Origin of the sequence: Paenibacillus sp. NPDC057934, from assembly GCF_042887565.1 — a bacterium.
Classification (GTDB): Bacteria; Bacillota; Bacilli; order Paenibacillales; family Paenibacillaceae; genus Paenibacillus_AQ.
This window is the reverse complement of record NZ_JBHVPB010000001.1, coordinates 386,682-407,243: the sequence shown is the minus strand read 5'-3', so window position 1 is coordinate 407,243 and position 20,562 is coordinate 386,682. Positions and strand designations below refer to the sequence as shown.

Annotated in this window: 19 protein-coding genes; 6 read left to right on the top strand and 13 right to left on the bottom strand. The window is 47.2% G+C overall.

From position 1 onward, the window contains the following. Positions 1 to 56 precede the first annotated feature (56 nt). The 4 genes from ACFVRY_RS01940 to ACFVRY_RS01925 all read right to left on the bottom strand — a co-directional run bounded on the left by ACFVRY_RS01940 (position 57) and on the right by ACFVRY_RS01925 (position 3,556). Positions 57 to 1,142, bottom strand: coding sequence for a response regulator transcription factor (locus ACFVRY_RS01940; RefSeq protein ID WP_387496573.1), 1,086 nt, complete (start codon positions 1,140 to 1,142; stop codon positions 57 to 59). After that, positions 1,132 to 2,949 (bottom strand): sensor histidine kinase, encoded by a 1,818-nt coding sequence (locus ACFVRY_RS01935; RefSeq protein WP_387496570.1) that lies wholly within the window; start codon positions 2,947 to 2,949, stop codon positions 1,132 to 1,134. The genes ACFVRY_RS01940 and ACFVRY_RS01935 overlap by 11 nt, the downstream gene beginning before the upstream one ends. Before the next feature lie 195 nt (positions 2,950 to 3,144). Further along, the gene (locus ACFVRY_RS01930) at positions 3,145 to 3,252 is read right to left on the bottom strand and encodes a YjcZ family sporulation protein (protein ID WP_217492817.1); all 108 of its coding nucleotides are present in this window, start codon (positions 3,250 to 3,252) and stop codon (positions 3,145 to 3,147) included. A 175-nt stretch (positions 3,253 to 3,427) separates the two neighbouring features. After that, positions 3,428 to 3,556 carry a YjcZ family sporulation protein gene (locus ACFVRY_RS01925; protein WP_387496566.1) on the bottom strand — a complete coding sequence of 43 codons (129 nt, stop codon included), beginning with the start codon at positions 3,554 to 3,556 and terminating at the stop codon, positions 3,428 to 3,430. 146 nt (positions 3,557 to 3,702) lie between these two features. Between ACFVRY_RS01925 and ACFVRY_RS01920 the strand changes: the two genes are divergently transcribed. After that, positions 3,703 to 3,897 (top strand): GNAT family N-acetyltransferase, encoded by a 195-nt coding sequence (locus ACFVRY_RS01920; RefSeq protein WP_387496564.1) that lies wholly within the window; start codon positions 3,703 to 3,705, stop codon positions 3,895 to 3,897. Positions 3,898 to 4,458: 561 nt separating this feature from the next. Here the strand turns inward: ACFVRY_RS01920 and ACFVRY_RS01915 are convergent. Continuing rightward, the gene (locus ACFVRY_RS01915; RefSeq protein ID WP_387496561.1) at positions 4,459 to 5,079 is read right to left on the bottom strand and encodes a histidine phosphatase family protein; all 621 of its coding nucleotides are present in this window, start codon (positions 5,077 to 5,079) and stop codon (positions 4,459 to 4,461) included. A 117-nt stretch (positions 5,080 to 5,196) separates the two neighbouring features. On the opposite strand from ACFVRY_RS01915, the gene ACFVRY_RS01910 reads away from it, so the two are divergent. Then, complete coding sequence (locus ACFVRY_RS01910) at positions 5,197 to 6,120, top strand: LysR family transcriptional regulator (RefSeq protein WP_387496558.1); 924 nt, start codon at positions 5,197 to 5,199, stop codon at positions 6,118 to 6,120. A 125-nt stretch (positions 6,121 to 6,245) separates the two neighbouring features. Here ACFVRY_RS01910 and deoD read toward each other — a convergent pair whose 3' ends face one another. The 5 genes from deoD to ACFVRY_RS01885 form a co-directional block, all read right to left on the bottom strand. Beyond that, on the bottom strand, positions 6,246 to 6,953 hold the full coding sequence (deoD, locus tag ACFVRY_RS01905) for a purine-nucleoside phosphorylase (RefSeq protein ID WP_066370252.1): 708 nt from the start codon (positions 6,951 to 6,953) through the stop codon (positions 6,246 to 6,248). A 26-nt stretch (positions 6,954 to 6,979) separates the two neighbouring features. Then, on the bottom strand, positions 6,980 to 8,161 hold the full coding sequence (gene deoB, locus ACFVRY_RS01900; protein ID WP_387496555.1) for a phosphopentomutase: 1,182 nt from the start codon (positions 8,159 to 8,161) through the stop codon (positions 6,980 to 6,982). Between the two features lie 17 nt (positions 8,162 to 8,178). Next, positions 8,179 to 8,580 carry a cytidine deaminase gene (locus ACFVRY_RS01895; RefSeq protein ID WP_387497725.1) on the bottom strand — a complete coding sequence of 134 codons (402 nt, stop codon included), beginning with the start codon at positions 8,578 to 8,580 and terminating at the stop codon, positions 8,179 to 8,181. Between the two features lie 53 nt (positions 8,581 to 8,633). Beyond that, positions 8,634 to 9,299 carry a deoxyribose-phosphate aldolase gene (gene deoC, locus ACFVRY_RS01890; RefSeq protein WP_387497723.1) on the bottom strand — a complete coding sequence of 222 codons (666 nt, stop codon included), beginning with the start codon at positions 9,297 to 9,299 and terminating at the stop codon, positions 8,634 to 8,636. Between the two features lie 165 nt (positions 9,300 to 9,464). Continuing rightward, positions 9,465 to 10,400 (bottom strand): DNA-binding transcriptional repressor DeoR, encoded by a 936-nt coding sequence (locus tag ACFVRY_RS01885; RefSeq protein WP_387496553.1) that lies wholly within the window; start codon positions 10,398 to 10,400, stop codon positions 9,465 to 9,467. A 198-nt stretch (positions 10,401 to 10,598) separates the two neighbouring features. Between ACFVRY_RS01885 and ACFVRY_RS01880 the strand changes: the two genes are divergently transcribed. Continuing rightward, a complete protein-coding gene (locus tag ACFVRY_RS01880; RefSeq protein WP_387496550.1) occupies positions 10,599 to 11,900 on the top strand; it encodes an MFS transporter in 1,302 nt (433 codons plus the stop codon). A 408-nt stretch (positions 11,901 to 12,308) separates the two neighbouring features. Here ACFVRY_RS01880 and ACFVRY_RS01875 read toward each other — a convergent pair whose 3' ends face one another. Then, positions 12,309 to 14,087 carry a sensor histidine kinase gene (locus ACFVRY_RS01875; protein WP_387496548.1) on the bottom strand — a complete coding sequence of 593 codons (1,779 nt, stop codon included), beginning with the start codon at positions 14,085 to 14,087 and terminating at the stop codon, positions 12,309 to 12,311. A 2-nt stretch (positions 14,088 to 14,089) separates the two neighbouring features. Then, a complete protein-coding gene (locus ACFVRY_RS01870; protein ID WP_387496546.1) occupies positions 14,090 to 14,839 on the bottom strand; it encodes a response regulator transcription factor in 750 nt (249 codons plus the stop codon). Between the two features lie 473 nt (positions 14,840 to 15,312). Between ACFVRY_RS01870 and ACFVRY_RS01865 the strand changes: the two genes are divergently transcribed. The 3 genes from ACFVRY_RS01865 to ACFVRY_RS01855 all read left to right on the top strand — a co-directional run bounded on the left by ACFVRY_RS01865 (position 15,313) and on the right by ACFVRY_RS01855 (position 19,248). After that, complete coding sequence (locus ACFVRY_RS01865) at positions 15,313 to 16,380, top strand: M23 family metallopeptidase (RefSeq protein WP_387496543.1); 1,068 nt, start codon at positions 15,313 to 15,315, stop codon at positions 16,378 to 16,380. A gap of 126 nt (positions 16,381 to 16,506) precedes the next feature. Then, the gene (locus ACFVRY_RS01860; RefSeq protein WP_387496540.1) at positions 16,507 to 17,523 is read left to right on the top strand and encodes an ABC transporter substrate-binding protein; all 1,017 of its coding nucleotides are present in this window, start codon (positions 16,507 to 16,509) and stop codon (positions 17,521 to 17,523) included. Between the two features lie 108 nt (positions 17,524 to 17,631). Beyond that, entirely contained in the window at positions 17,632 to 19,248 is a 1,617-nt protein-coding gene (locus ACFVRY_RS01855) for a helix-turn-helix domain-containing protein (RefSeq protein WP_387496537.1), read from the top strand. A gap of 43 nt (positions 19,249 to 19,291) precedes the next feature. Here the strand turns inward: ACFVRY_RS01855 and ACFVRY_RS01850 are convergent, their stop codons facing one another. Then, positions 19,292 to 20,524: an aminopeptidase gene (locus ACFVRY_RS01850; protein ID WP_387496534.1), complete on the bottom strand. Its 1,233-nt coding sequence runs from the start codon at positions 20,522 to 20,524 to the stop codon at positions 19,292 to 19,294. Between the last annotated feature and the right edge of the window lie 38 nt (positions 20,525 to 20,562).

Below are 20,562 nucleotides of genomic sequence, written 5' to 3'. Positions count from 1 at the left end.
TTACGCTTTCATTGTACATCCAAAATGAAAGCGGTTAATTAGACGAAATTAGTCTCTTAGCTTGTACTATTTTGAACCTCACCTTCTCCTTTTCGCATTTCACCGGGTGCCAGGCCAAATTGTTTCTTGAACACTCTGTAAAAATACCCCAGCTCCTCATAGCCACATAGCTCAGCCACGGACTTGATGGAAAGATGATCATGAAGCAGCAGATGCCGTGCCCGCTCCATCCGCAATTTGGTCATATAATCGGTCAGATTCAGCCCAAATTCCTGTTTAAACACCTTGCTCAAATACTCTTTGCTGACAAAAAAGGATCTCGCCAGGGCTTCCAGTTTTATATTCTCTGTAAAATTCTGATCCACAAAACGCTTAATTTCTTCCAAATTCAAGCGGTTCTTGTTTTTTCTATGCTGCACAAGCTGTTTCAGCGAAGAAATATACATCCCTGACACTTGCTGCATCAGTTCGTCCACCGTTTGAAGGGCTGCCAGGTTCTCCTCTGCGTATTCATTCTCCATCTCTTGAGAATTACTGTGCATCAAATCCCGCAAGAGCAGCAGCAGTTCCTCCCCAATACGTGGGAGCGTCGAAGGCGTTACCCCAAGTAGGATCAGCTTGTCCTGCAGCTCATTCAGACTGTCCTGCAGACTATCCGCATTTAAGTCATTATAATGAGCAGCCAATGCTGGCCTAAATGTCAGTATGGCCTGAAGCAGATCCAATCTTAGGCCCATGCCATCACCAGACTTCTTAAGCAGTGTATCTTCTGCCTTTTGCCGGCACTGCAGCAGCACCTGATTCAGTTCCTGGGGATCGACGGGCTTCAACAAATATTCGTCTGCCCTGCAGCGAATCGCTTGGCGTGTATACGTGAAATCATCATACCCACTGATCACAATGATCCGAATGTCTGGATGGTGATCATTCAAATATTGCAGCAGCCTGACTCCATCTACACCAGGCATGTTCATGTCTGTGATGACGATATGAATATCCCCCGTCTCTATTGCCTTGATCGCTTCCTCCCCATCTTCTGCTTCAGCTGCAAGCTGTATACCATACTGTTCCCAATTTCCAAAGGTTTTAATAATTTCTCGGTTCCATTGCTCGTCATCCACGATCATAGCGTTAATGTTCATGCTGATCACCAACCTTCACTATAGGGATATACATACTCACCCGGGCACCGCCATCAGGTTGATTGTTAATCATCACTCCGTACTTTTCGCCAAAATAAAGCTTGATTCGGGCACTTACATTATACAGACCTATCGAATTCCCACTGGTCCAGTAAGGGTCAAGCGGCTCGGCCAACCGAGCACGAACTTCTCCCAATCGGGCCGGCGAGATCCCCATTCCATTATCCTCCACCTGAATCAGCAGCCCGTTCTGATAGGGGACTAGACGGAGGCTGAGATTCCAAACCCCTTTTTTACGATCAAAACCGTGCATGAACGCATTCTCCACCAAGGGATGAAGCGACAACTTCGGAACGAGAACATCCTCCCACAACGGAGGAATCTCCACTTCATAATTCAGCTTATCGGCATACCGCTGCTGTTGAATGTTCATATAATTATTCAGATGCTTGATCTCCATACCGAGGGTAGTCAGTTCTCCCGGATCACGAATCGTATAACGGAACATATCGCTGAGCGATTGAATGATACTATAGATATCACTTGGTTTTTTGGAATAGGCCATGCTCCCGATCATCTGCAGTGTGTTTTGCAGAAAATGCGGATTGATCTGTGCTTGCAGCGCTTTCAATTGGGCTGTCTGCCTCTCCAGATTGATGGTATATTCGTTACGGATATGCTCACGAATCCGACTGGACATCGTCTGGAATCTCTTCTCGAGCATCCCGATTTCGTCCTCACGATTGGAGATGGGGATACTCTCCCCCTTCAGCAGATTCAGACCGCTCATAGACCTGGACAAGCGAATGATAGGTCCCGACACTCTGTAAGCTACAAAGGCCGCAATAACTGCCGATAACAATGCAGACAGCACGCCGACGATCAGGCCATAACTTTGTGTAACAGAAGCGCTATGATTCACATAACTCGCCGGAAGAACCTTAATCAAGGTTAGACCCCAGGGCTCCAGATAGTGATAGAAAAAGTAATGATCATCCGTACGTACATAACCCGTTTGCTGCTTTGACGGGTCGATTGACTTCATTGATGGTGGAGTACCTTCTTTTAACTGATACATCACTTTGCCGCCGTCACCGACAATGTACACACCCGATTCCTGCTCAGAGTTCAGCAGTTCTAGTGCGTTATCCATCATTCTCCACTTCGCATCAAACTGGATGCTGCCGATCTTCTCTTTATTCTCAAATCGGTTAATACTACGAATCAGGCGAAAATCAGACTCAGAACCCGGACTATCCTTGATGATAATGTCCGCTTTCTGATCCACGAGGTCACGCCACATTGGCGCCTCTGGTATCGGAGTCTGAATGGTGTTGCGCATATCATTGATGGTAAACAGCTTGTCCTTATCCTTGAAATAGAGCTGAATCTCCACCAGACTGTAATAACCGGAATAAAAAATTGAAGTAATCGTATTGATAACGTTGCGCTGGAGGATAAAGCTATCCGACAGATTGCCATCATCTTCACTCACATATTCATTGAACGCCGGACTGATCAAAATGGTATAGATTAAATTGTTGATCTGTGTTAAATTTTTGTCGACCGCATCCCCCGACCAGGCAATTCGCGTCAGATTGGACTGAATAACCTCCTGCTCCATCACCTTGCGGGTATTGTCCTTCGCAAGCAAGGTCACCACAATAATTGGAATAACAGATATACAAAGCATAATCAAGATAAGTTTGCTGCGAATAGTCCGTTTAAACGGCTCTGACAGCCATCGATAGATACAGCCTGGCCATTTCAAAAGCATCTCTTCCCCTCTGTCTTCACTCTTATCCATAAGTTCAAATGATACTTTAACGCTCCGCTGTACGGGTTTAGGTAGGTTACATCAAGCGTCGCCGGATTGTCAATCTTTCTTCTGCCTCAGAGCATTTGATCCCGTAAAGGATTGTATGTACATCAAAAATCGCCAGTACGAATACTGGCGATTGTCACATGGGTGCAAAACCTTAAAGCAAGGAAAAATTAGAGATTAGATAACGAATGCTTTAGAGATGATGACCAGCAAAATAAACAAAACAAGAATTGCTGTTGTAGAAGTAAAACCACCGTATCCGCCAATTCCGCCAACTTCACTCATTTGTAATTCCTCCTTTATTTTTGGGTACAGCTTAGCATATGCATATCTGACCTTTCCGCTTGGGTGAATGTTAAATAATTCAAAATTAAATAAATATTTTAAATGAAAAATGACCCCCAACATTCGGAGGTCATCCACTGGAATACTTACGTTATTTTACAAAATAAAGTATTATTTAGATAAAGCATGCGCTAAGAATAATGACCAGCAAGATGTACAGTACAAGAATGGCACCTGTGGATGTAAAGGCACCGTGATGGTGATGATGGTGACCCCATGCTGCTCCTGCGACTTTTTCACTCATAAGTTTTTCCTCCTTCGTCATGGACCCTCATAATTGAGTACACCACAACATATGTAGTTCATTCGCCTCTTGCTTGGGCATGCGCGGAAATACAATAGTATATAGAATGAGGAAGCGGGACCAATTACCCATTTTATTGTGATTGTATGAAGCACTCCTGTCAGCCGGATCAGAATCTGCCCAACTTTTATTTGGCACTGCAACAAGATTCTTCGATAGTGGGTACATACGCTTTACTCAGGAATGATCTTATTAGCTGTCAGGATTTATTCCCTTGGCTTGTATGTTTGTATGTCGCCCCTGAGTTCAGAGGCAATAGCTTCGGCGCCACCCTTATTTAGCTGAGGGGTTTATTTTCAATGGCGGTAAAACAAAGATATATGCACATCCCACAGGATAATATGACTATATAACAGGGTTTCAAATTCACCGAGAGGCGGTGCATATGTGCATCTACTAGACTTTGAAAGCCTGCTGTGTCCCCCTGAAACCCTAGATCGACCGGAAGCACTATCGGACGTCATTCAATATCTGGAGAATTGGTAGACGGAGTCATTATGGGGGCATGATTTTGGATCAGATCTTAGGTAAAGCCGCTTCAGCACTGCAGCAATATCATATTCAGGTAGATTCCGTTCAACTTGTCGGTCAAAGTGCAAGTTTGATTTAGCTAGCAATAATGCCATACTGATGAAGGATCGTTTAGAGAGAAATAGGGACAACTGGGGGATGATTCACGCCGACCTGATCCTAAGTAATTTTATATTTAATAACGGAGAATCCTGCCCGATGTAATGGAATGGTTTCCCGATCATGTTGCCAAGCTAGCATGTAGAGAATTCGGACACTATATCCGTGAAGAGTCCTTCCTGTTTACCGGAACACCCAATTGGGAGTACTTCCTATTCTTTATAATGTGAGGTATCACCATAGAGTTCTACGTGGGCGCTACCATTGCGCCATACGATTTTACTAAGGCTGGTCGATAAAACGTCCGGCAGCTCTCTTAGCTCGTGCAGCTCTTTGCCCAGATAATATGCCATAATGACCTTTAAGGTGATTCGATGCGTCACCAGAAGTACATTACCTCCAGTATGTTTGCCCATGATATCTTTCACAGCAGGAATCACCCGTTCCAGCAGTGCAGCGTAACTCTCTCCCTTACCGGACGGCTGATAAAGGTGTGGAGCCTCCCAGAAATTATGAAACTGCTCCGCATCTTTCTCCCGAATATTTTCAATGAGCTGCCCTTCCCACAAACCCATGTTTATTTCTTTTAGCTCAGCTTTGGTCCGAAGTTCCTCAGTACTGTCACCCTGAATGATATAGGCCGTGCTTATTGCCCTAGGACTATTACTACTGTATATGGCCTCAAATGGCACCTTCTGCAACCGTTCTTGAAGCCACTTCGCCTGCTGTTTTCCTGTAATAGTTAGCGGAGAATCCTGATGTCCCTGCATCCGCCCCTGCAAATTCCACTCTGTCTGACCATGTCTGGTCAAATACATTGTAGTCTCAGTCATGTTGTATCTCTCCTTCGCTGTGAATGTAATTGGAGTATACTATGTATATCTATAGATAAAAATTATATTATATCTATAATATATAACTTCAGTATATAAAGAGGTGCGGCGTAATCTATGTTAAATCTTCATGTCTTGAGACTGTTCTACACAGTTGCCACTACAGGCAGCGTAACTCGAGCCTCGCAAAAGCTAAATATCAGCCAGCCTGCCATTTCGGCCCAAATCCACAAGTTTGAGAAGGAACACAATATTGTATTGTTTGAGATACAAGGTAGGCAGCTTGTACTTACACCGCTTGGAGAGCAGCTGGTCCAGCCGCTTCAAAAGCTATTTGCACTTGAAGAACAAGTGCAGCTACTCATCGAAGACCATCACAACCATCCCAAGGGCAAGCTGCGTATTGCCGGCAATTACCTCTCTACCAGCATCCTGATTCCCTCTTGGGCCGCCTTGTTCAAGAAGAACTATCCGGAGGTAGAGGTCCATATCAGCACCACTACTTCCCGAGAAGCGCTTGAGAAATTAATGAATTTTGAAGCAGACGTTGCGATCTACGGTCTCGGAGACATGCCTCTGCCGGCTGCGCAAGGACTCCACTGGACTGAATTGTATGCTGACGAGTTCTTGTTCGTGGTGTCTCCAGAGCATAAATATGCCAACCAGGTAATCTCGCTGCAGGGCATGATGGCTGAGCCCTTTATCATGCGGGAGGCAGGCAGTGTAGCGAGGGAACGGCTCACACAGTTATGCAAGGAGCACCACCTCCCCGCTCCTAATATTGAACTACAATTCACTGGAATGAGCGGGTCCATTCATGCGGTTAGTGCCGGTTATGGAGCGAGCTTCATTTCATTACTAGTCGCCAATTCCTATATAACCCATGGAAAGCTTGCCAAAGTGAATGTAACGGATGTGAATTTGAAGAACACTATAGTCATGTGTACTAGACAGCAGGAGCATACCGAGCCACTAGTGGAGAAATTCGTAGCGATTGCCATGCACAATAAAGGCTCCATGAGTAGTGAACATATTTTATGAAAAGGCATGAATAAAGAGCTTGTTATAGCCTCAGCCTCCATTCGATTAATGTATTCTGCATATAAAAAAGACATCCTTGGCGACCGTTTCCGGTACAAGGATGTCTTTGCTTGCGGTTATGGCTATTACAGGGAGTGCACTGTATCCAGCGCTACTTCCATCATATCGTTGAACGTGCTTTGACGTTCTTCGGAGGTTGTTTCTTCTCCGGTCAGCAGGTGGTCGCTTACAGTCAGAATTGTAAGGGCGTTTACGCCATATTTTGCAGCCAATGTGTAAAGTGCAGTGCTCTCCATCTCTACACCCAGCACACCATGATCCATCAGCTTTTGCACAATGGCTTTGTCATCCCGGTAGAATGTGTCCGAACAGAAGACGTTACCGACATGCATTTTCAGACCTTTAGCAGTACCACGCTCATAGGCAGACTTGAGCATTTGGAAATTCGCGATCGGCGAGAAGTCGTACCCCCCGAATACGTGACGGTTCACGCTGGAATCCGTACATGACGCTTGAGCGAGAATAACCTCACGAACACGAACGCTTTCCTGCATAGCACCACAGGTACCGACGCGAACCAGGTTCTTCACGCCATACTCGCGGATCAATTCATTAACATAGATACTGATGGAAGGTACGCCCATTCCTGTACCTTGTACAGAAATCTTCTGTCCTTTATAGGTTCCGGTAAAACCGAGCATACCGCGGACCTGGTTATAGCAGGTAACATCCTCAAGATAAGTCTCGGCGATAAACTTCGCACGAAGCGGATCTCCCGGCAATAGTACCGTTTCGGCAATCTCGCCTGCTTTGGCTCCAATATGAACACTCATGGTCATTTCTCCTTTAGGCTGGTTAATTATTTCAGATCCGCTAAAAAGCTCTTACCATACTCCGGCATGGTGACGTTAAAGTTCTCCGCCACGGTTGCTCCGATATCTGCAAAGGTCTTCCGGATTGGCAAGGCTTGTCCGCCTCCCGCAAAACGCGGCGAATAGACCAGAAGCGGCACATACTCACGAGTGTGATCCGTTCCTCGGTAGGTTGGATCATTGCCGTGATCCGCTGTGATGATCAGAAGATCGTCGCTGGTCATTTTGGCGAACACTTCAGGCAGCCTGGTATCGAAATCCTCCAGAGCATCGGCATAGCCCTGCGGGTCCCGGCGGTGGCCGTACAACGCATCAAAGTCTACCAGATTTAAGAAGCTGAGTCCATGGAAAGGTTCATCCAGCGTGGCAATGATTTTATCCATCCCGTCCGAATTGGACACCGTACGGATACTCTGTGTAACACCTTCACCATCGTAAATATCCGCTATTTTCCCCAAGGCAATCACATCAAAGTCAGCATCCTTCAAGGCATTCATCACCGTCGGGCTGAATGGCTTCAACGCATAATCATGACGGTTCGCGGTACGTTTGAAGTTACCCACCTCACCGACGAACGGTCTGGCAATAATTCTACCCAGCATATAAGGATCTTCGAGCGTAATTTCCCGGCAATATTCACAAATCTCATACAGCTCTTTCAACGGCACTACGTCCTCGTGGGCTGCGATTTGCAGCACGGAATCCGCCGAGGTGTATACGATGAGCGCCCCTGTCTTCACATGCTCCTCACCAAGCTCGTCCATAATTTCTGTTCCGCTGGCCGGCTTGTTGCCGATGACCTTGCGTCCGGTCTTTTGCTCGATTTGGGCAATCAGCGCTTCCGGGAAGCCATGCTCAAATACGCGGAAAGGTGTATCAATGTACAGGCCCATGATTTCCCAGTGACCGGTCATTGTATCCTTACCACGTGAAGCCTCCTGCATCTTCGTATAATAGGCCAATGGCTGATCAGCAGCAGGTACGCCCTGAATTTCTTCGATGTTGGATAACCCGAGTGCTGCGAGATTCGGCATGTTCAGCCCCCCGCGCTCACGGGCTATATGTCCCAGTGTATCTACATCAAAATCATCAAACTGGGCAGCGTCAGGCGCTTCTCCTATCCCTACAGAGTCCATAACAATTAGATGGATTCGTTTAAATGGCTTCATTCGTGAAGACCCCTTCTCTATTTACTCATATCATCCGCTTGGAAGGCACCCGGCAACAGCTTGGCCATGGTCCACTCCTCGGTATTTCCGTTTAGATTAGTCAGATAAATCTTGGTATTCTCGTCGCAGAATTCGGCCAGCACTTGACGACAGGCACCACACGGTGACACTGGACCTTCAGTATCCGCCACTACAGCAATAGCTTCAATTACATGCTCTCCCTCGGAGACTGCTTTGAAGATGGCTGTACGTTCTGCACAATTGGTCAGCCCATAGGATGCGTTCTCAATATTGCAACCTTTGTAAACTTTCTTGCCGCCGGTAAGAACCGCGGCTCCCACTGCAAATTTAGAATAGGGTACATAAGCAGCATTGCGTGCTTCTATAGCTTCCTTAATCAACTGTTCTTTCATTATGATTCCCTCCTGAGAAGGCCTGTCCCTTGTAGGAACAGACCTGTGATTGTAACGGTTTAGTAGGAAGAGGTGGACTGCTCGCCTTCCATGATTTTCACGCCGGAACTGGCTCCGATTCTGGAAGCGCCCGCTTCGATCATGTTCTGCATGTCCTGAAGATTACGTACACCGCCGGACGCCTTAACGCCAACGTTCTCGCCTACAGTCTTGCGCATCAACGCAACGTCCTCTACAGTAGCACCACCCGTCGAGAAGCCAGTCGATGTCTTCACGAAATCTGCGCCTGCCTTAACGGACAATTGAGATGCGATTACCTTTTCTTCATCCGTAAGCAGACTAGTTTCAATAATAACCTTTACAATGGCTTTGCCAGCTGCTGCATCGACTACAGCTTTGATGTCTTGCTCCACATAAGCATGGTCGCCATCTTTCAGTGCACCGATATTGATGACCATATCCACCTCAGTAGCTCCGGAAGCAATCGCATTTTGCGCTTCAAAAGCCTTAGTAGCGCTAGTGCTCGCTCCCAGCGGGAATCCGATTACGGTACAGACTTTGACTTTGGTACCAGCCAACCCTTCAGCAGCATAGCTTACCCATGTCGGATTAACACACACAGATGCAAATTCATATTTCTTAGCTTCCTCTATCAACTTCGAAATCTCCGCTTTCGTTGCGTCTGCACGCAGAAGCGTATGATCAATCATTCCTGCTAAATTCAACATTTACTCCATCACCTTTCCCGTGAACAATTCTTGAGTCTATGCTACCATATCACGCGTTTGAACACTTGTAAACACACGCATGAAATTACGTTCATGAGCTGATCTACACGTTCATATAAAGTATAGCCCCTATATCCTTATGCTAAAAAAACGAACGTCCCCTTAGCGCAATAACGCTTGTGCTGTGAACTGGTCCGTGATCAGAATATTGGCATATCTGCCCGTGAGCGCAGCGTGGATCGCTTCGGTTTTGCGCTGACCGCCGGCGACCAGAATGGACTTCTCTTTTTTGCCCAATTCAGCAAGATCAATACCGACCGTACGGTTGTTTAACTCTTCACTGCAAATCATCCCATCCTTATCAAAAAAGCGTGAGCAAATATCGCCCGCCCCTGTACGGCGCAGCAATTCCTGCTCTTCCTTATTGAAATACCCGAGACGGAACAGCAGTGTATCCTCCTCCACCGTCCCCACTGTAAAGGCAGCGATATTCGCTTGGCGACCAAGCTCGATGATCCGCCGAATATGTCTGTCCTCCTCTACCATGGTCCTCACGGCAACACTGTCAAATATTACAGGCAGAGGCAAATAGCGCGCGATCGTCCGAAAAGCTTCGGCGAAGAGATTAACAATCTCCGCCGCATAATTGTTGACCTGGGAATGGCTCACGCCGCCCTTCAATTGAACAACTTCCACACCCTTTACAGGCTTGGAATGCAGTTGAAGCGCTACAGCATGCATTGTGGTGCCCCAAGTCACGCCGATAATATCGCCGTCCTGTACAATCTCATGGATATAGTCCGCTGCTTTTTTACTGATATGCTTCTTGATTTCCTCTGCGTCATTGGTGGGCGAATTGCACAAGACAACGGTATCCAGCCCGTATTTTCGTTTCAAATCGCTGGCGAGTAGGTCCAGATCCTCACTGGGATCAATGATTGTGATATTCACGTATCCCTGATCCTTGGCATATTGCAGCAGTCTGGAGACGGTCGGGCGAGATAAGCCCATTTTGACGGCAATCTGCTGCTGACTATAGTCAGACTGATAATAGAGTCTCGCTGCTTGTATGCTCAAACGTTGCTTTTCAATGTCCATGGTCACCCCAACTACCTTAGTATGTTTTGTCCCGCAAGATCCTATAGCGATTTTAAACCATAATGAAGGATGAAAATAGAGGAAAATAAATTGACAATAAATAGTGCCAATCCTATAATGATCTTAATTCAATTATTTAATTGAATTATTGAGGATTGTAATTCTCTATTTCATTAAATTCAGGGGGAAAACGTTACAATGAGTACAGAAATAGATGCTAATGCATCAACCAAAGCAAACTCATCCAGACTGCAACAATATGTTCAGTCTCCGGAAGAGCAGCAGCGCTTGTATCGAAGGTCGTTGTTCGTTGTCGTGCTATCACAAATGTTTGGGGGCGCGGGACTGGCTGCCGGTATTACCGTAGGAGCGCTGCTCGCCCAGGAAATGCTGGGTGCAGATAGCTTCACAGGGATTCCTACTGCTCTCTTTACGTTTGGTTCTGCCGCTGCAGCGTGGATCGTTGGCAGACTCTCGCAACGGTTTGGACGGCGGCTCGGACTGGCTGGAGGTTTTCTGACTGGCGGACTCGGAGCCATTGGCGTTGTGCTGGCAGCTCTAACCACTAATCTTCCACTACTATTTATTTCTTTATTCATCTACGGTGCCGGGACAGCTACGAACTTGCAGGCTCGTTATGCAGGAACCGATTTGGCCGATTCGAAGAAACGGGCTACAGCGGTAAGTATAGCTATGGTCGCAACCACATTTGGCGCGGTTGCAGGTCCCAACTTAGTTGAACCTATGGGCAGATTTGCAGCGATGCTGGGAGTCCCTGCTCTGGCTGGTCCGTTCATTCTTGCCGCTGCAGCTTATATTGTAGCCGGATTGGTATTTTTAATATTCCTGCGTCCTGATCCTTTACTGGTAGCTAAAGCCATCGCAGAACATCAGAGTATGGATAAGCTGCAACAGTCTCAAGAAAAACTAAGAGCTACATCCGTTAATAAACACGGGATCGCTATTGGGGCAATCATCATGATCCTAACGCAAATTGTGATGGTTGCGATTATGACCATGACCCCTGTACATATGAAACATCATGGACATGCGTTAGGGCAAATAGGGCTTGTTATTGGCATTCATGTAGGAGCTATGTATTTGCCTTCGCTCGTAACAGGCTTGCTAGTGGATAAAATTGGTCGCAGGGCAATGGCGATTGCCGCGGGTGTTACCCTGCTTCTAGCCGGGATCTTGGCAGCCATCGCACCAGCACAATCTACGATCGTGCTGATCATCGCTCTGGCCCTGCTTGGACTGGGCTGGAACTTCGGCTTGATCAGCGGGACAGCGTTCGTAGTCGATGCCACTACTCCATCCAATCGGGCCAAAGTTCAAGGATCTGTGGATGTCCTAATCGCCCTGGCTGGTGCCTCTGGCGGAGCCTTATCCGGAATGGTGGTGGCCCACTCCAGCTATAGTATCCTTTCTCTAGCCGGAGGAATTCTTGCCCTGCTGCTTGTGCCTGTATTGGTGTGGCCTCGTGCCCAAAGATCATAGGGAACGGAATCTGCGCCAAAAGCAACCAGGCAGCGTTGTGCTTCCGTGCTAAAATTGTTCGTTGAAAAGGAAAAAAAGAGCACTCAACTCACGTTGAAGTGCTCCTACAAAAAAACGTTCATTCCACCAAAAATTCGACCAAAGACATTAAAATAGATCATGAGAATTGACAGTATAAGAGCTATCGGTAGAACGTACATAAACTGCATTTTCTTTTTCGGAATGCTAAATAGCAAAACAAGGATCATGACTAGATAGATCCCTATAAGGTATGGAATTAAGTAGTAATGAGTGCTACCCCTCTGTTATCTCAGTAAATTTAGGATATCAAAGCCAAAGAAATAATTGTACCATTATCTAACAATTCATCCTTTAAAATAAAAAACCTGCGGAACAGCATCCACAGGTTCATTCATATCGCTTCGTATTAGCTTCGTTTTGATCCCAAATTAACCAAATCGACGTCCCTTTGCCAAGGACCGACTTCACAACAATCCGGCCGCCCATCGCTTCTGTGAGCCCTTTGGAGACAGCAAGTCCGAGCCCAGACCCATCTGTTGAAGCGCTCGTATTACCTCCACGATAGTAACGCTCGAACAGATTGCTAACCGTTCGCTGATCCATCCCTTGCCCATTATCGTTAAAATGAATCATCGTGCCCTTCCCCGTATCACCGGTAAGGGTAACTGTAAGCTTGGTGCCGGGAGAATTGTGGAGCAAGGCATTGGCTGTCAGATTATTCACGACCCGCTCCAGCCAAGGTGTATATAGATAGACCCTAATCTCTTTGGAAGCAGCTTGATAGATAATTCTCTCCTCGCCGTATGCGGGATTGGCTGCGGCTTGAGCCAACGCATTGGCCAACCAGCCGTTCAGCTCGATCTCTTCGGTCAGCGGCGGCGTGATGCCGTTTCGAATACGGTAGGAGATCGCCAGATCACTGATCAATGTATCCATATGCGCGGATTTCTCCAGCATTATAGCTGAGAACTTACGCACTTCACCGGCTGACCATTCATATTCCTCTTCCGCTAGTAAATGGGCATACCCCTTGATAGAGGACAATGGCGTCTTCAAATCATGGGTAATCCCGCTAATCCATTCCTCACGCAAGATCTCCGTCTGGCGACGGGTCTCCTGCTCGCGCTGCAAGCTATCCGACAATTTGTCGATGGATAACATGACATCTCCGAACACGCGATAACGCCGTCTCCATTTGCCAGATTTCATCCGGCTACGCGGCTGCCCTTTTCGGTCAGCCGGTTCTTTAAAGGAGGATTTGCCGAGCGAATCCAGCCAGGCTAGCATATGCAGCATGGGGCCACCAAATCGGTGGGCGTTCAGAAAAGAAAGCAAGGCAAAGATGATCAGGGTTGCAGTAAGCATAATCGCTGCGCCAGTCCAAATGATACGAGTCTCGGCCGAGATAAAAAACTCTTGCGCCGAATAAATGTTGGCGTTAAGGGGTAATCCAATTACCCAAGTCAAACTAGTAACTTCATCATAAGAAGATGAGATATCATAACCGTATCTGTCACCATACTCTGAGCGCAGCGCTAGTTCTTGAACATTATAATGGTCCGGGACCGATGAGGGGCGGTTGAAGGAGGCTACTTCCGCGCCTGAGGTATCAAGCAGTTGCACATATCCTTTTTTAGCATACATACGATCGGCTAAGTCATCCGGAAGCAGCAGCCTCCCCCCCGAATAGGATGGACTGCTTTCCGTGAGCTTTTTTAGCAAAGGCTCCAAGGTTTTGGGAACGCCGTACAGCAAGGTGTAGAGCACGCCGTTTTTCTCCTGAATCCACAAATACAGTCCATAAGGAAATTCCTTTTGTCCATGCCAATACGCAATCAACTCTCCCGGCGCATAGTGCTTGGGCACATCGCTTGGCGTATTGTAGGATTTCTCTACTTCTCCCACTTCGTTGAGGCTTTGCAGCCAGCCGTTATTCTTCTTTACCTGCTCCAGCAGTTCAGGATCGAAGATAACGCCATCCTCCCCAAACTGGGAAGACTCCACGAGTCGCTCTAGCCCTACGGAATAAAAATTGTTCTGCAGTCTAACATCATTCATGCGCTCCATCACCCACCAGATGGTACAAGCAGCGATCAAAAGCACGACCAGGCCAGCAATGACAGCATGCAGAACAAATCTCATTGTTAATTGTCGCTTGATGTTCATGTTTACAAGGATCTCCTCTGATTCTCCTGTACGAGCTTGTATCCCATTCCTCTTACATTCACCAGAAAGACCGGGTTCGACGGCTCCCGTTCAATGCGTTCTCTGATTCTGTGGATATGAACCATAACTGTATTGTCGTCGCAAAAGGCTTCTTCGCCCCACACACTTTCGTACAGCTCCGTTTTGGTGAACAGCCGATTAGGATGCTTGCACATAAACAGCAATAGTTGAAACACTAATGCGGGGCAGGCAACCGTTTGCCCCTCTACCCTTAGCTCTCCGGCGGCTTCATCGACCTGAAATCTTCCGAAATCATATACGTTCGCCGATTGGCTGCTATCCTTACCCGTATCACTCGGCGTACCTGTTGTGGCTGTTTTCTCCAGATAACGACGCAATTGCGATCTGATCCTCGCGACCAGCTCCAGCGGATTAAACGGTTTCGTTATGTAATCATCGCCCCCAACCGCGAAGCCGGTCAGCTTGTCAAAGTCGGATACGCGGGCAGATAGGAATAAGATCGGTGCATTCGTCTTTTGCCTAAGAAAAGGACAGATCTCAATCCCGCTTCGTCCCGGCAGCATCACATCCAGCACGATCAAATCATAGGTAGTCACGGAACAGGCTTCAATGGCCTCTTCTCCGCTTCCGGCAGAATCAATATGGGTATATCCTTCCTTACGTAGTACGGTCTTCATCAGCTCTATAATGGAATCCTCATCATCCACGAGCAAAATGGAAGCATCATTCATCCCGGGTCCTCCCCCACACTTCATGTCTTTCCTCATCTTAACATGAATTCATTCCATAGAAGTGTTGACTCGCACCTTAACAGAAGCTTAATTCTTCTAGATAAGACGAATTTAAGATTCGAACGTAAGACTCGATCGTCACTACGGTGAATGTTTGGACTTTCGGCCGCTGTTGTCCCCAGATTTCTTCTTTAGAAACCGCTTATAGCGGTTGAAATCCGGTGAGGGTATGCTTCCGAAGGGAGCTTTCCTACGGAAAGCTTTCAGGCGGACGCTTCCGCTCTTACAGTTCCAAACCTTCCCCTTCATTCCTTCTTGCTATTTGTTATTTTCTTTTATTCGTTTTATACAGGCCTACTCTGCTAAAAATTAAGCTACTGATAAGCCTCCGTTACATAAGCCGAAAAGTTAAGCCGTTACAATAAAGGTGTGAGAAGAACAGATGGCAAGTAACAAGCCAAGGAGGAACAGAAATGAACAAAAAGCACAAGAGATATGGCAGGCGAACGATAGGGTATACCAAAATGATAGCGGGAACAGCAGCGTTAGCCGTTCTGCTCACCGCTTGTGGAGGAGGAAAGGTAGTGGAGAATAAGGAGAAGACAGGTTCAACAGGTCAGCAACAGGCAACGGCGAGTCCCAACACATCTATAGAGAAGCAGCCGGAGAAATCAGCCACATCCGAGGTTCAACCCGAGGCGCTGGCACAGGAAATGTTGAAGGGTAATTTCAGCGGTATCTACCAGCGTTTCAGCGACCCTTTTAAAGAAGATATTACGGAAAAAGAATTCACCGAGATGTCCGCCTCCTTCATAGCAGGCGTTAAGTCCTTCACTCCCGGCTACGCGAGCTTTCTGAATGGCGGAGATCAGCGCTTCTGGAAAAGCGATGCCGGAGACAAAGGAATTACGGCCCTTTTCGATCCAAACGGGACCATCTTTCAAATGGCCATTACCTACCTGGAGACTCATCCTGATACCGACAAGATCAAAACCAAGATCGCCTATGAGCTGCCCCTGCACGGAGACTGGTATATCTTCTGGGGCGGGAACAATCAAATGGAGAATGCACACTACTCCTATGCCGCCCAGCGTTACGCCTATGACATTTTCCGAGCAGTTGACCATTACACCTTTAAAGGCGATCCGCTGAAGAATGAGAGCTACTACGCTTTTGGACAAAATGTACTGGCTCCAGCCGACGGCACTGTTGTCTCCGTGGTGAATGATATCGCCGATAATGTGCCTGTCGGAGTGATGAACGAAAAGCATCCTGAAGGCAATGTGGTAGTCATTGATCACGGTGGCGAATACAGCTATCTGGCCCATCTCAAAAAAGGCTCTGCTACCGTAAAGCCCGGCGACCAGGTGAAAACGGGTGATGTCATCGGACTGCTTGGCAACTCAGGCAATTCCAGTGAACCTCATCTGCACTTCCAGGTATCGGACGGCGCAGATCTTTTCAAATCGCATGCTATCAATATTCAATGGAAAAATAATCTTGATCCGAAAAAAGGAATGACCGTCACCGTTAATCCATAGACATGGCGCCACACTTTAATCCCAAAATAAACTCATTTCTATCCATTTCCCTTCTGTGTAATGATGTAATATAGTTATTCAGAGTCATTCATGAGAATGATTATCATTACTGGAGGGTAAATAACGATGAAAATGTTCAGAAAATCAAGAGTGGCCCTGCTTGCCGGGCTCCTCCTTCTTACTATGCTTGCAACAGCTTGCCAGGGGAGCAACAACGCAGCAAAAACATCAGATACTGCCGCAACCGCTGCGCCAACAACCTCTGCTGAGACTGCAACAACTCCCCAGGCTCCAGCCGGGACTGCCGGTGGTACCCGCCAGTATACGGATTATAACGGCAAAGAGATTACCATCCCTGTAGACCCCAAAAATATCGTAGCGATCCAATATGCCGGCGATCTGTTAGCGCTTGGCGTGAAGCCCGCCTATGTGACGGACTATGCTAAGAATACTTACGGCGCGGCCTTGGACGGAGTTAAAAGTATTGGCAACCGTCCGGTGAGCCTTGAGAATGTTCTGGCCGCTGCTCCTGACCTGATCCTGACCGATGATACAGGCGATGCCAGCGAGGGAGAGCAGTTAGCCAAAGTTGGACCAACAATAACCCTGCCATTCTGGACGGAAGACCCTTTCCTCCATTTTAATCAGCTTGCAGAGATTTTGGGCAAACAAGCGGAAGCTCAAGTCTGGCTGGAACAGTACCATGCCAAAGCCAGTGAGGTGAAGAAAGTTATTGAACCAAAGGTAAAAGAAGGTGAAACGGCGCTGCTGCTCATCATCTCCGGCAAAGATTTGGGCATATCCGGCATCCGCAATGGCGGATATACTCTTTACCGTCAGCTAGGCTTCACGCCAACTCCAGAAATGAAGCCCCTGCTGGATAAGAACGAGAACTTCGGCTTTGAGACCCTTTCGCTTGAAGTTCTGCCCAAGTATAGCCCCGATAACCTGTTCGTGGAGATGGATGACGACAGCGAACTAACGCAATCTACCTTTAAGCAGCTGAAAGAAAGTGGGGTCTGGAAATCTTTGAATGCTGTAAAAAATAACAAGGTTTACACCGTTTCCAACAAATGGGGTCTCGGTGACGCTTCTTCTCTATATGCCCAGTTGGAAGAAGCACAAGCGCAAATTGTAAAATAAACAAATATAGCAATTACGTGAAGAAATCTTTCAGCCAGATGGTTGAAGGATTTCTTTTTTTGCTTTACTATTGTGATAATTATTCTCAATTAGAAAGAAGGCTGCTGCATGAGCGCTTCCGAATCCTCTCCTTTGAATGACCTGCTGTTTATTCAGCAGGCACTGACCTTACAGAAGCGTGATGCCAACTGGACGTCATTCAGCACCTGCCCAGACAACACCTATGTACTGATTGCCGTTACCGAGGGTATGGGGAGTCTTCAGCTCAAAGGACAGCACCGCCGGCTCCAGTCAGGCGATTGCTATTTGTTTCTCCCGAACACGGTGGTGGGCATCACCAATGATTCTAATGCACAGTTAAATTATTACGAATTAATCTTCACTCCTCTTGTTGCGGCAATTCAGGGACAAAATTCCGTTGCTCTACTTCCTTACGAGGGGAAGCTTACGGTGTCTCCATTCTTTCAATTATTAGATTATCTCCATAAAATATCAGAACCTCAGACCAGCCGCAGCGGTCTGAACGCCCTTCGCGCCCATCTGGATTTTCAGGAACTGTTATATTTCCTGTTCAAACAGAACGACAACGTTCAGCCCGTGCCAAATTCCTTACTTGCGGTACAAGAAACCATTGATCAATTGCTGCAAAATTACGGTGATGACATTACAGTGGAACAGTTGGCGCAGAAAGCCAATATCGGAATCTGGCAATATCGGCAATTGTTCAAGCAATTGACAGGCCTTAATCCGACCGAATATATTACACAGCTCAGAATCAACCGGGCCAAGGAAATTTTACTGGTGTCCGATGCTCCGCTGAGTGATATCGCTCATAGTGTAGGCTATAAGGACGAGTACTATTTTAACCGCAGATTCAGAGAAATTGTCGGCACCTCGCCCCGCCAGTATATACGCAGCCGCAAGTCGAAATTGAAAACCGTTGCTTTTACCCATTTGGGCGACATTCTCTCTCTTGGTACCAAACCCCTGGCTGTAGAAAAGCATCTGCTGAAATGGCTAGATAACGGCTGTACCGAGGGAATTCAGGGCATTGATACATCCTCCTCTGGTCTGGACGAAATCGCCCGGCTGCAGCCGGATCTAATTCTTGTCAATGACTACACCGATCCCCGGTTTAGGGATGGTCTGGAACAGATTGCACCCACTGTCCAATTAAATACCCGACGCGTAGATATCTTTGCTGGATTAAAAGACGTCTCCGAGCTTTTGGGAAGGCAGCCGGAGGCCCGTGCTTGGCTGACCCGGTACCGGCTGAAGGCTAGACAACTCAAGGAACGCACGCGGACAAGCATCCGCAGAGGGGAAAGTGCTGTTTTTTTCCATGTCGTTCATGACAATATCTATTTGTACCGACCGGAAGAGTGCCCTGTGTTGTATGACGTACTGGGGCTGGAGGTTCCCTTCCCGCTTCAGCAGTTGATCGCAGTCTCCCCTTCAAGGATGTTCATCCCCGCTGACCGCTTTGCCCACTACGAAGCCGACCGGATTTTTATCGTCTGCGGCCATATGCCCGGAGCCCGCGAAACTTTCCAGCAGATCGTGCACAGTGAAGCATGGAAGGCTCTGGAGGCGGTTCGATCAGGACATGCCTACTATGTCAATGAGCATTGGACACTGGACAGCACTATTGCCCTGGAATGGCAGCTGGACGGCATGCATGCCCTGCTCAACAGCAAAAAGGCCGTAAACCCACTTTACTGGTGAGGTTTACGGCCATATCTTTTTTAACGTTTATTTCCAAAGCAACTTACAGTACCCAATTCCCTTTACGGAATACAGGTTCAACGGTTCCATCCGCTAGTTCACCATCAATGTCTAGCTCTGCGGAGCCGATCATGAAGTCGACATGCGTCAAGCTGACGTTCGCGCCTCTAGCCAGCAGCTCTTCGTTGCTAAGCTTCGTGCCCCCTTCAATATTCACCGGATAGGCGCTTCCGAGCGCAAAATGACATGAGGCATTCTCATCAATCCCTGTATTATAGAAGATCCGGTTCAATCGAGAAATTGGCGAATCATGCTGCACCAGTGCCACTTCTCCAAGATAAGACGCACCTTCATCTGTCTCAAGCAATGATGTCAAATGCTCACGACCTGATTCAGCTTCATAGGCCACCACCTTACCATCCTTAAAAGTGAACGACAGTCCTTCAACCAAACGTCCATTCAGATTCAAAGGAAGTGTACTAGCAACCGTACCATTTACTCCTGTACGATGTGGCATGGAATAAATCTCTTCGGTTGGCATATTCGCAACAAAATATACGCCATTATCGTTCTCACCGCCACCTCCACGCCATAGATGCCCTTCTGGAAGCTCCACACGCAGATCCGTTCCCGGAGCACGGTAGTGCAGGCTTTTATAACGTTTAGCATTCATTCTATCCTGACTTTCTTTCAACCCAGCAATATGCTCTCTCCAGGCTGCTACAGGATCTTCGCTGCCCACGCGGGTCATCTGGAATACAGCTTCCCACATGGCATTAATCCGCTCTTCTTCAGGAAGATCAGCAAATACTTTATTCGCCCAAGCACGGGTTGGAGCTTTGACAAGTGACCAGCTAATCTTACTATTACGGGTATATTTAGAATAGTTCTTACGTGCAACAGCAGCCGCTTTAACAGCTCTTGATACCTTGGAAGAATCAATTCCATTGAACAATTCCGGATCAGGTACTTTAATATGTAAAATAGCGCCGTTCTCTTCAGCAAATTTCTCCATCATATCGGCCTGCCACTGCGGATAATAATCGAAGGAATCTTCTGAGGCTTTTTCGTAACGGATACGTGTTGTTGCCTCATCTTCCCAATCCACAATTACATATTTCGCTCCCGCTTCATAGGCCTTGCCTACAATCAGGCGGGTCAGCTCTACGGTTTCCATTGGAGCATGCACCATCAGCACCTGTCCGGGCTGTACATTAACCCCAACCTTCACTACTAGCTCTGCATATTTGTTAAGCATGTGCTCAAAGTTATCCATTATATTTGCCTCCATCTCTCTAATCTTTGGACTCTAAC